7 protein-coding genes are annotated in these 12,502 nt (G+C 53.6%); 1 reads left to right on the forward strand and 6 read right to left on the reverse strand.

The window, feature by feature from the left end; all coding sequences use genetic code 11:
• Positions 1-287 precede the first annotated feature (287 nt).
• The 5 genes from QZ170_RS02645 to QZ170_RS02665 form a co-directional block, all read right to left on the reverse strand.
• Positions 288-2,366, reverse strand: coding sequence for a RagB/SusD family nutrient uptake outer membrane protein (locus QZ170_RS02645; protein WP_297176678.1), 2,079 nt, complete (start codon positions 2,364-2,366; stop codon positions 288-290).
• 24 nt (positions 2,367-2,390) lie between these two features.
• Positions 2,391-5,588 carry a TonB-dependent receptor gene (locus QZ170_RS02650; protein WP_297176681.1) on the reverse strand — a complete coding sequence of 1,066 codons (3,198 nt, stop codon included), beginning with the start codon at positions 5,586-5,588 and terminating at the stop codon, positions 2,391-2,393.
• Positions 5,589-6,292: 704 nt separating this feature from the next.
• Complete coding sequence (locus tag QZ170_RS02655) at positions 6,293-7,297, reverse strand: NADP-dependent oxidoreductase (RefSeq protein WP_297176684.1); 1,005 nt, start codon at positions 7,295-7,297, stop codon at positions 6,293-6,295.
• Positions 7,298-7,314: 17 nt separating this feature from the next.
• Positions 7,315-8,175 (reverse strand): alpha/beta hydrolase, encoded by an 861-nt coding sequence (locus QZ170_RS02660; RefSeq protein ID WP_297176687.1) that lies wholly within the window; start codon positions 8,173-8,175, stop codon positions 7,315-7,317.
• Positions 8,176-8,222: 47 nt separating this feature from the next.
• On the reverse strand, positions 8,223-8,819 hold the full coding sequence (locus QZ170_RS02665) for a Crp/Fnr family transcriptional regulator (protein WP_297176689.1): 597 nt from the start codon (positions 8,817-8,819) through the stop codon (positions 8,223-8,225).
• Between the two features lie 780 nt (positions 8,820-9,599).
• On the opposite strand from QZ170_RS02665, the gene QZ170_RS02670 reads away from it, so the two are divergent.
• The gene (locus QZ170_RS02670; RefSeq protein ID WP_297176693.1) at positions 9,600-11,420 is read left to right on the forward strand and encodes an alkaline phosphatase family protein; all 1,821 of its coding nucleotides are present in this window, start codon (positions 9,600-9,602) and stop codon (positions 11,418-11,420) included.
• 115 nt (positions 11,421-11,535) lie between these two features.
• On the opposite strand, the gene QZ170_RS02675 is transcribed toward QZ170_RS02670, so the two are convergent.
• Positions 11,536-12,477 carry a phosphoribosylaminoimidazolesuccinocarboxamide synthase gene (locus QZ170_RS02675; protein ID WP_297176695.1) on the reverse strand — a complete coding sequence of 314 codons (942 nt, stop codon included), beginning with the start codon at positions 12,475-12,477 and terminating at the stop codon, positions 11,536-11,538.
• Between the last annotated feature and the right edge of the window lie 25 nt (positions 12,478-12,502).

Consider the following 12,502-nt stretch of genomic DNA (forward strand, 5'->3'; position numbering starts at 1 on the left):
CGTTCCCTCGTTTGCGGTTGCAAAGGTATATCAAATACCCAATACCAACCAAATCCTAACAAGAAAAAGTCTAAAACACTCCCCTCAGAGTTGCACACACTTCCCCCTAAATAAGACACTTACAACGATGGAAAAAATTTTGCGCCGACCTACCCAATACCCCCACCTAGCCCCTTCCTCATCCCCACCCAAGACAGCAGTAAAGACAAAAAGCGACGCCCTAGGTCGAGGATTGACCTAGGGCGTCGCCCTTTCGGTTGCATCTCTAGTAGCCCTGAGGGGGTGGACTACTTGATCGCATAGGGGTTATTCGTATTCGTTGGCCAGTTGATATTCTGGTAGAAGTACGTAGCATCGATCTGGTTGTTCGGTGCACAGAGCTCTAGGGTCTGGATAGAGACCGGATAGAGGTAGTGAGCCTGATAGAAGGTATACCCATCGAACATATCGTTGTTATTTTCCTTCGAGATGATCTGATAGGGGCGATGGTAGACGCCAAGAGACTGCCGAGAGATATTGGACTTAGAGGTACCATCGGCGATGACTCTCGTCGTCGTAGGATCAGGTACCTGTACCTCCTTCTCCTTGCCATCGGGGCCTGTGACCTTCACCTTCTTCGTTCCCCAGAAGTAGCGATACTTATGGATCTGTGTCCAGAAGTTCACACCCTCGATCACGTAGTTCTTGACCTGGTCCATAGCGCACCAGCGTACGAGGTCATCGTGGCGGATACCCTCACCGGCGAACTCACAGCGACGCTCACGGCGAATACTATAGAGTGTAGGATCGACGGCCTGTCCCTGCGAGAAGGCTCCCCAGTCGTAGGAGGGTCTGCTGACGTTGGCCTCCACAGACATATCCGTAGCAGCGATGGTCGCATCTATAGTCCCAGTGATGCCAGCACGAGTACGGAGCTGATCCCAGTACTTACGAGCATCAGCATCTAGGGTCTTATTGAGCTCATAGGAAGCCTCGATGTAGTTGAGGTAAGCTTCGGAAGCTCTGAGGATGGGCACTCCAGAGACGTCATTCATCTCTGAGCCGTGACGCATCGCAGGGTCGTAGTTGTAATACTTACGCTGAGCATAGCCCGTGACGTCTCTGACCTCAGGCTTGTCGATCATGTTTGCACACTCATACTTATTGACCACCTTCTTGGCCTCGTCATAGGTACGAGCATCGGACTCTGCGAAGAGGAAGAGCTGAAGGCGCTCATCACGATCCTTCTTCACATTATCGATCGTCTCATCATTATAGGCAGCGGTATTACGCTTGTAGTAGGGTGTACCATCCTTCATCAGGAAGGACTCTACGAGACCACGTGTCCAGCCCGAGTTCGTCCCAGAGATTAGCTGGTGAGAGACGAGGTGGAGGATACCCTTATCCTTGCTATACTGTCTCCACAGCAGGATCTCAGAGAACCCGTCTAGGCTCCTAGAGGCGAACATCTCGTAGTAGGGATTCCAGCCGCTGAAGGTCGGGAGGTTAGGATTGATCTGGTGCGAATTGGCCGTAAGGGGCACAGCATCAGCCACGACCTTAGCAGAGGCCATAGCCTGCTCGAGGAAGAACCTCACCTCAGCATCCTGATCGAAGGTCTTACCCTTGTTCCACTCCTTGTCCTTACCAGGCCAAGTGGCATCACCTGGGACACGACCTGTACCTCGGTGGTGCTTCTCGAAGGTTCCTTCGTAGAGCGCCACACGGCTCTTGAGTAGCTGAGCAGCGTTCTTGGTCAGACGCTGGTTCATTGGGAAGGTAGGCTTCAGATACTTGATAGCCGAGTCTAGCTCACTGAGGATAAAGCGGGCTACCTCATTACGAGGACGTCTCTGTGAGGCCTTCTGTAGGGTCTCCTGCTCTATAGGCAGAGTCTGTGTAATGATAGGGAAGTCCCCGTAGGCCTGCAGAGCATCATAGTAGAGCAGGGCACGGATGGCATAGGCCTCTCCGATATAGTGGTTGATATCGTCCTGATTCCCGACGATCTTACCTGCGTAGAACTTGGGTAGGACTTGCTCCATATACCAGTTCACGTTACGGATCGAGGCGATCGAGGGCTGACCCGTACTCTCTACCTTCCACACCGTGTTGCTGAACATCGTACGGTTAGGATTGGTCGTAGCCTGATTATCCGTCCCATTATCATGGGTAGCTATCCCTGCGTTATAGCCTCCACTACCATGCCCAGGGAAGAGGGAGGCATAGTAGTTGATCGTGAAGGTGCCGATCTGCTCGGCGGTCGTGTAGTAATCTCCAGGGGCCACCTGATCCAGAGGCTCACGGTCGAGGATGTTACATGAAGAGAGCGCGAGAAGGCCAGAGGCGAGGATGAGCGTCCGTCTCCAATGATTATGTAGTCTCATAATGCTTGTTCGATTAGATACCGATTAGATATTGACATTGAGTCCGAAGGAGATCGTACGCTGTAGTGGGTAGATCTTACCTGGTCCCCAGTCACCCCCCGTAGCTTCGGGGTCGAAGATCTTAGGTAGCTTGGTGAAGGTCACGAGATTATCCGCTGAAGTATAGACACGCAGACGGCTTACTCCGAACTTCTTCGACAGGGTGGCTGGGAGCGTATAGCCTAGCTGGATATTCTTGATACGTAGGTAGGCAGCATTGACGACGTAGCGAGACTGCGTCTGCATGTTCTTGCCACCCTGACTGAAGAGGGGACGTGGGAAGCGAGCATTGAGGTTAGCCCCGTTGGGGTCACCCTCGGGACGGAAGAAGTCCCAGTGTTCCTTGAAGCCCACCGACTGCCACTGACCCAAGTTGGTAGCTCCAGTCGAATAAGGAGAGTTGTCGAACCAGTCACGACGACCAATACCCTGTAGGAAGAAGCTAAAGTCAATACCCTGCCAAGTAAGATCGGCGTTGAAGCCGAACTTATAGCGGGGGACGTCATAGCCGAGCTTACGTAGGTCTCCGTGGTCCGCGAGTGTGTTAGCACCGCCGTTGACCTTGCCGTCCCCATTGAGGTCCTGGTACATGATGTCCCCGGCCTGCCAGTTGCTGCCCCATGCGGGCTGGTTGGACTTGAGGTGCTCGTTCATCTCGTCGTTGGTCTTAGCGATGCCTCGGGTCGTATATCCCCAGAACTCACCCATACGACGACCCGAGTACCAGGTCGAGAGTGTCCCCGTGGGGTTGTAGTACTGCGTGACGGTCTGGATGTCATCCGAGAGGACGAGGCGTAGGCCGTAGCTCACCTTGCCGATCTGGTCACGCCACTTCAGCTCAGCTTCCCATCCCTTAGATACGAGCGTCGCATTGTTCACCTGAGGCTGACCGACACCGAGGGTGAAGGGCAGGGGTGCAGGAGGGCCGACCATATCCCGGGTCGTACGGTTGAAGTACTCGAGGTTCCCCTGCAGTCTATTGTTGAAGGCAGCGAAGTCGAGACCGAGGTTCCAAGACTCGATACGCTCCCATGTGAGGGAGTTCGAGACGATACCTGGAGCACCCGAGGTATTCTGTCTTTCTCCTCCGACGAGCCAAGCAGAGTTAGCCGTACCGACAGGCTGTGAGAGGAACCAGGGATAGAGCGCCTTTACCTCGGTATTGCCCAGAGTACCCCACGAGCCACGAAGCTTCAGCATCGATACCGTGCTCTTGAGTGGGGCGAAGAACTTTTCGTTGGCGATGTTCCATCCAGCAGAGAAGGAGGGGAAAGTAGCCCAACGCTTGTCGCCGATGAAACGAGAAGAGCCGTTGGTACGTACAGATACCTCTAGGAGGTAGCGCTCATCATAGGCGTAGTTCAGACGAGCGAAGCCCCCCATCGTAGCCCAGTGGTTGTAGCCCGAGTAGAGAGTAGGCTTGTCGTTCGTCGCTGTATTGATCGTGGGGACGGCGTTCGAGATCAGATCCTTCTTCGTACCACTGAGGTCGTGATACTTATTGACCTCGAGGTCGAGACCAGCGATGAGCTTGACATCATGCTTCTCAGCGAAGAGGCGGCTGTACTCGGCGTAATAGCGTCCGTTGAAGTAGTCATTCTTCCAGGTGCTCTCGCCGACGCTCGTCTTCCCGTCGTCACCGCCTTCGCGCGAGGTGAGGCGAGGGATCCCCTTGTTATCGTAGCTGTAGATAGCTAGGACGTCCCAGTGATTCTGGTTGTAGGTCGTATTATAGTTGTTCTCAGCACGCAGTAGGAGTCCCTCCATAGGACGTGCCTCTAGGACGAGCTGCTGATTGATACGATCCTTCTGGTTACGGTCTATCCCGCCATCACGCATCTGTATCGTCTCATTCCCAGGGATGAGATGACCATTGACGTCACGCACGGGGTTGGTCGGCCAGCGACGAGCGATATTGTGGAAGAAGAGACCCGTCATGTAGCTTGGGCGAGAGTATTCTTCACGAGACCAGCGGTTGGTATAGGAGATAGTCAGCCAGGGAGTAATATCGGTACTGATCTTGGCGGTGAGGTTGTAGCGCTTGAAGGTGTCACGCCCATAGCGGATCAGCCCCTGTCGGTCGAGCAGAGCACCACTGAGGTAGTAGTTCGTCTTACCACTCCCACCAGAGATGGAGAGGTTGTGCTCCTGAGTGGGGACGTTCTTGCGGTACATCTCGTCGAACCAGTTGGTATTGGCCCAGGCGCCCGTGTAGAGATCCCAGGCATTGGTGCGGTCGTTCCATGCTGTCCCAGAGCGGTACTTCTCTTCGATCGTCCCGTTCTTGTAGTCGATGATGCGCTTCATGATCTCGTCGGTGAAGACGGTACCGTTCCCGGAGTTGGTACCAGCGATATTGAAGTACTTAGCGAACTGCTCCGAGTCCATCATCTCAGGCACCTGTGTAGCGGTGGAGAAGCGGACGTCCCCTGAGTAGGTGACACGTGCACGTCCCTCACGACCACTCTTGGTCTTGATGAGGATCACCCCGAAGGCTGCTCGTGAGCCGTAGATCGAGCTGGCAGAGGCATCCTTTAGGATCGAGATGCTCTCGATATCGCTAGGTGCTAGGGCATTCATATCACCCTCCGAGCCGTCGATCAGGACGAGCGGGCTAGAGTTCGACCCACTACCGATGGTACCTGCACCACGGATATTGAGGGACATGGTGCTATTGAGCGCCCCACCCGAGTTGCCGACGGAGAGGTTAAGCCCAGGGATCATCCCCTGTAGAGCCTGCCCAATATTCTGTACTGGACGAGCAGCTAGGGACTTGGAGTCGATGGAGGAGACGGCGCCCGTGAGGTTCACCTTCTTCTGCGTACCATAGCCGACGACGACGACCTCCTGGGTCACCTGTGCGTCATCCTCTAGGACGACATCGATAGTCGTGCGTCCTGAGACGGGGATCTCCTGCTTCTTCATCCCGACGTAGGAGAAGATGAGGGTAGCTGTCCGAGGGACCCCCTGTAGGGTGTAGCTCCCCGAGGCTGTAGTCGTAGTCCCCATTGTGGTCCCCTTGATGCGGATAGAGACCCCAGTGAGGGGCTCCTTCTCGACATCAGTGACGACCCCCTTGATGGTAATCGTCCCCTGTGCCCAGGCGATCAGCGGACTACTTAGGAGCATCGCCAGAGTCAGTAGTACGACCCTAGCGGTAAAGTACTTGTAGAAATACTTCATCTTCGTAAGTAAGTGTTATTGAAACGTGATTATTGGTTAGATTCATTCCTTCGGATCTCGGAGGCGTATGGGGATAGGGGCTGCGCCATGGTCCCCACTACGTCTACACTATATATAGTGGTATAGGTCTTCATCGGTAATATACGGATATACTCTGGGGGGTATGCCCAGATAGCTCGTAGGCCATGCTACGAAGAGCGGAGGATCTCCAGGGGATCTCCCCCTCTCTAGGATCCATCCTATGGTCGGGGCGACACCCGCCCCACTGATACCTATTCAATAGAAGTATATTATTTACAATCTTCGTGGGGAACTATCACGCCCCAACAAAGGCAAAGTTATACACAAAAGTCGAAAGAACAAGGAATAATCCGCCCACTTACTTAATAAATTATTTAAGTAAATCAACTTACTGAAACATAGACTACTGTACAACCATTCCACAAGATGTTTAGATACATGCCTGAGGGGTTCATTCAGCAAATAGACCTAGTCCGACAACCATTACTCAATGATCGAACAGACAACCTTACCATACTTTTTTATCCTTTCCCCCGACCTACCCTCAGTCTCCACCCCACATCCTCACCACGTTTTTGGCTTGCACCGACCCTCTTCAGGCTGACAGAAAGGGATTGGGTTAAACGATAATCGTCTTGCCCCCTCAAGCTAGGGACAAGACGATCATCTCAGATTCATACGACCTACCGATCTAGGGTCAGCACTGTTTTACCTGAGGAGCTGGATCGATCTATATACATCAATGCATCGTTTGCCTGCTCCAAGGTGAAGACTTTATCTATCGTGGGACGGATACCTAAATGCTCTACCAGTCTCGTGATCTCTTTTAGCTGAACACCCGAGGCCTTCACAAACAGAAAATCATACACAGCACCTCTACGCTTGGCCTGCCTATCTAGGCCTGCCCCGACGGCAGTGAGTAGCCACTGCTTCCACTTCGGGAGACCAAAGGAGCGAGCGAAGCGACCATTAGGCAACCCATTGAGAGATACTATATGTCCTCCTTGGGTCAAGAGATCCATTTGCTTGGATAACTCACCCCCGCCCACTGTGTCTATCACGTAATCTACGTGCCTTAGCTCCTTCCGATAGTCGTCCTTCCGATAGTCGAAGTACTGATTAACCCCAAGAGCCAAGACTCGTTCTCGACTAGCAGCATTGCCACTGGTATACACAGTGAGTCCCATAGCCTTGGCTAGAGGTATAGCCATAGCACCAAAGCCTCCCGAACCTCCAGCGATAAATATCGACTTACCCCTCTGCACCTGCATCAGCTCTAGCGCTTGGTAAGCAGTGAGAGCCGTAAGAGGAATACTCGCGGCCCCTATATAGTCGAGCCCCTCGGGGATAGGTGCTAGGACAGAGGCTGGTGCGGCGACCCACTCAGCGAAGGCACCCGCCTGAGCCGTAGGCATGAGCCCATAGACTCTATCTCCTATGGATAGGCCTTGCACCCCTTCTCCCACAGCCTCTACTGAGCCAGCGAACTCATGTCCCATCGTTAGGGGTAGCTGATGCGGTATAAGTAGCTTGATGCCTCCTCTTGTGATTTTATTATCCAGCGGGTTCACCCCTGCTGCCTTGACTCGCACAAGCACTTCGCCGGCTTGTATCACAGGCTTTACCACCTCGACAACCTTGGCACGTATGTCCTGCTTGTTGTACTTAAATATCTGAACGGCTTTCATCTTATACTCCTATCTTATCAATCTACTAAATAAAAGGCTATTGCCTGATGAACAAACGACTCTGCTCTCTGGAAGATAGCTCCATGACCAGCCCCATCATATATAGATAGTGAGGCATTGGGCAGACGCTCTGCTAGCTCATAACTACCCTCTGTAGGGAGCATTCGATCATTATCTCCATTGACCACCCAAACCCGATGGTTAATCCCCAAGAGATCTTGCTTCTCTGCCTTGGCCCATCTACGCACCGCTTTGAGCTGCGCTAACAATGCCGACAGTCCGACAGCTCGGTCTCGATCCTGACGCTCAGCCGTCCGAGAGATGAAGGCTTGACCTGCCTCCCGAGCCTCTGCACTTACGGGGAAAAAGAGATAGTAGCGAGGGTCTCGACCTGTCAAGCCCCCTCGAAGCATATCATAATAGGTGATGCGAGCCACTCGCCCAGTCCCCCGATTACCCCTTGGAGACGTCCCTGCTAAGATGACATGAGCCACTAGGTCCGGTGCTATACGTAGTAGTTCTTGTGCCACAAAGCCCCCGAAAGATAGCCCCAGGAGATGTACTCGGTCGTAGCCTAGAGCTCTAATGAAGGCAGCTGTATCACGTACTACCTCTTCTATATTGTCCGCAGTTGAGCCCCCAGATCCTCCGACTCCTTTATAGTCAAAGCTTATGACTGTAAAGTGTTGGGCTAGGCTGTCCATGATCAGAGGATCACAGTTATCCAGGTTTGCAGCTAGGTGATTCAGATAGACAATAGGTATACCAGCCTCATGTCCTATTCGCCTGTAGGTATATCGGATACCTGAGGCCTCTATGTAAAGTGTAGGTGTCGTCTTGTAACCTACGTGCATCACGTCTTTAGTCTTCTCGTTCATGATGCAAAGGTCGGGAAATTAAGTGGGTACCACCTGACAAATATTTGTCATTCTACAAGGAGACGCTTGCGTATCATCGTTAGACTTTGCCTACTTATCCCAAGATAGCTAGAGAGGTCTGTCACAGATATACGAGACAAGACACTACCAAACTCCCGAATAAAAAGTCTATAACGCGCCTCTGAACTATGTGTCAGCAGGGTCTGTAGGTGCGCAAAGGCTCTAGCATACTCTACTTCTATTAGCCTACGTAAGAATCCTTCGGCATCATCTCTACACCTACACAGCTCTCTCAGATGGTCATAGCTAGTCGCTATGGCGACAACGGGCTCCAAGGCTTGGAAACAGTAGGCTGAGAACATCTCACTCTCAAGGCTCGTGTAGTGCGTAGCGAACTCCCCCTCTTTGATGAAGTTCACAGTCACATCTCTCTCCACATCTGGATAATATGCTTTTACCAGACCTTGGACTACGAAGAAAGCACGTACCTGCCTCTCCCCCGCCATGATCAAGTGTTCACGTGTGGCAAAGTGCACCACTTGCCCACCTAGAGATAGCTCCTCGATGAGCCCTTCTGAGAGCGTTGGACACAGACCTAGTAGTCGCTCCCTATAGTATGTATAATATTCACTGTGCTCTGCCATCGAAGCTTCTTTCCATAACGACAACACAAAATTCGGTATTTCTCTCCATTTCTACAGTCATAGAGCTGAGCCGACGCATGAGCTCGCTGGGTATTCACCTCTCTTTGGCTTCTTAGGGGGCATTTCATTCCCAAGGGAAGTCTCTTAGCCATATCTCTGGAGTGCCTAGGTGTTAGCCCCGAGAACTGCACCCATGAGAGCCCTAGAGCGAACATACTTAGAGCGAAGGTGTGTACACGCGTGTACACTCTTGTATACACGTGGGTACACTGATGTATACACACGTGTACACTTTTCCCTCCTAGATAGCAGGTATATCCTTGGGTAGTCTATACCTAGGATAGAGATGTTTCTACCTTCAGTACATGCTCCTCGACTACTTGGTCCTAGACCACTAGTGATGTCATAGCTCTGCCCTGAGTCATAGCGAAGGGAGGAGTGTCTCCCCCCTCTCCTTGCTACTTCATCGTCTACACCCCATATCGTTGAAGCCTAGGCTTGGGATCTGGGCTTAGCTTGCCAAAGGCGGGATACACGACCAGCACAATACATACCATCGACATACCGCCCCAATGCCTATATAGCTACCCAACGAATGCCTCTCCAGAGGGTAGCCCGGAGAACACCTATGCACAGACCTCTTACACAGGACTTGGTCCGAAGACAAGGCGAATAGACTCTTTAGAAGAGACGACACGAGCCAGGATACCCTGCAAATACCCTACTTTTGTACTATATATAATGTATCCTTACGCTATGCGAAGACCTATAGATAGAATAATGATTGGGCGACTTGCGTATCTCCTGCAGTTCGTAGCCGTCACCTTCGGTAGCTTCCTACTGGGGAAGACACTCTTCATCCTCTACAATCACAAGCTCAGTGGCACGATGAGCCTAGGGGACTTCCTCGGGGTGCTCTTCCACGGAGCGAGCCTAGACTTGGCTGTCGTGGGGTATCTCATTGCCCTACCACTGCTCGTAGTGCTGGTGAGCTATGCCTTCACTTCATTCCCTGCCCGTAGAGTCTTGCTCGCCTATCATCTAATCATATCAGCCGTCCTTGCCCTCGTCTTCGTAGGGGACACTGCGCTGTATCCCTTCTGGGGTTTTAAGCTTGATGGCACGGTCTTCCTCTACCTAGACTCTCCGAAGAATGCCTTTGCCAGCGTCCCCCTAGGCTTCACGCTCCTTGGGGGGCTCATCGCACAGCTCTGGGCCTTTGGGCTCTTTACCCTCCTACAGAAGAGCACGCCTCGGAGATGGGAGCGGGGTAGCCGTCCTATACTCGGAGCTGTGGGAGTGCTCGCTCTCCTGCCTCTAACCGTCCTCGTGATCCGAGGTGGCCTAGGGCGCTCGGTGACCAATGTAGGACAAGTGTACTTCAGTCAAAATCAGTTCCTCAACCACGCTGCGGTCAATCCTGTCTTCAGCCTCTTCTCCTCACTGGACAAGGTGGAGGACTATGATGCCGAGTACAACTTCTTCAGCGAGCAGGAGCGAGCCCAGCTCGTAGCAGGGCTCTATCCCAAGGAGGCTCCTGCTGAGATCGAGCTCCTACGCACGCAGCGACCCAACATAGTCCTCATCATCCTCGAGAGCTTCGGAGCAAAGTATATCGAGAGCTTCGGAGGTATGCCCGACATCACCCCCAACCTCGACCGCCTAGCTCGTGAGGGAGTGGTCTTCAGCCAATGCTATGCCAATAGCTACCGCACAGACCGAGGGGTACTCTCCACCCTGAGTGGCTACCCGAGCTTCCCCACTCACTCGGTGATGAAGATGCCCGCCAAGAGCCGTACCCTCTCGGGTATCGCACGGGAGCTCCAGCGTGTGGGCTATGCGACCGACTTCCTCTATGGAGGCGATGCCAACTTCACGAACATGAAGGGCTACCTCCTCGGCTGTGGCTACGAGCGAGTGACCGATGATCGGGATCTCGACCGCAGTCTCCCTCGTCAGAGCTGGGGGGTACAGGACGGAGCGACCTTCGACTACCTCTATCGTGCGATCCAGCAGAGGGAGACAGACCGCCCCTGGCATACGGGCTTCCTGACCCTAAGTAGCCACGAACCCTTCATCGTCCCCTACCAGCGATTTGCGGAGGAGGTACCGAATGCCTTTGCCTACGTCGATGACTGCATCGGGCAGTTCGCCGACCGACTAAGGAAGACCAAGGCCTGGGATAACCTACTCGTGATCTGTGTCGCCGACCACGGCTACTCGACTGGGCCGAGCAAGGAGCGACACACCTCACGGATCCACCATATCCCCATGCTCTGGTTCGGTGGGGCGATCAAGGAGCCACGGCGCATCGACCACCTCATGACCCAGAGTGACCTAGCTGCTACCCTGCTGGCTCAGCTCGGGCTGTCGTATCGAGACTTCCCCTTCAGTCGGAATATCCTAGCAGCCAACTACACCTACCCCTTCGCCTACTATACCTTCAACGATGGCTTTGGCTTCATCGACTCCACGGGTGTAACCGTCATGGAGAACGTCGGCGAGCAACTCCTCGAGCAGCACCCCTCTCCCTCCGCCGAACGTATCGCCCGAGGGCGTGCCCTCCTGCAGACGACCCACGACGACCTCGCTCGCCGATAGCATCTAGCTAGCCCAAGTAGGCATACACACGAGCCTCCAGCAATAAGCCCCCTCTGAGCAGTGTACTCAGAGGGGGCTTATTGCTGGAGGCTCTATTGAGCGTAGTAGGCTCGTGCTAGAGAGCGGCGAGGAGGTTACGCTCGATGCGCTGCGAAAGGTTCTCCGTAGGCTCCTTGACGAAGGTACGCCCTGTCACCAGCTCATAGAGCTCGATGTACCGATCGGAGACACTCTGGCAATACTCGGGCGTCATCGTGGGGACGACTTCACCGGCACGCCCCTGGAAGCCCTGCTTGATGAGCCACTGACGGACAAACTCCTTGGAGAGCTGCTTCTGCTCCTCTCCTCGGTCGAAGCGTTCCTGATAGCCCTCGGCATAGAAGTAGCGAGAGGAGTCAGGCGTGTGGATCTCGTCGATGAGGAAGATCTCCCCAGCTTCGTTCTTACCGAACTCATACTTGGTATCCACGAGGATCAAGCCCCGCTCACGTGCCATTTCCTGCCCACGGCGGAAGAGGGCATACGTATAGGCCTCGATCTGTCGGTAGTCCTCCTCGCTGACGAGTCCTGTACGGATGATCTCCTCTCGGGAGATATTCTCATCATGCCCCTCATCCTCCTTGGTCGTCGGGGTAATGATGGGCTGGGGGAAGGCTTCGTTCTCCCTCATTCCCTCGGGTAGAGGCACACCACATAGGCTGCGCTCACCTGCCTGATAAGCTCGCCATGCAGATCCCGTGAGGTAGCCACGGATGACCATCTCTACACGGAAGGGCTGGAGACGATGCCCAAGGCTGACCATCGGGTCGGGAGAGCACAGGAGCCAGTTGGGGACAATATCCCTCGTAGCTTCGAGGAAGTAGGTAGCGATCTGATTAAGTACCTGCCCCTTGTAGGGGATGCCCTCGGGGAGCACGACATCGAAGGCCGAGATCCTATCCGTAGCGACCATCGCTATGCGTCCATCTCGTAGGAAGTAGACATCGCGTACCTTGCCATGATAGACATGATCTTGACCTGGCAGATGCAGGTCGGTGTGCGTGAGTGTATGTACCATAAATGCTAGGAATGTATTGTTGTGA

Source organism: uncultured Porphyromonas sp. (assembly GCF_905372525.1).
In the GTDB taxonomy this organism is placed as follows: Bacteria; Bacteroidota; Bacteroidia; order Bacteroidales; family Porphyromonadaceae; genus Porphyromonas.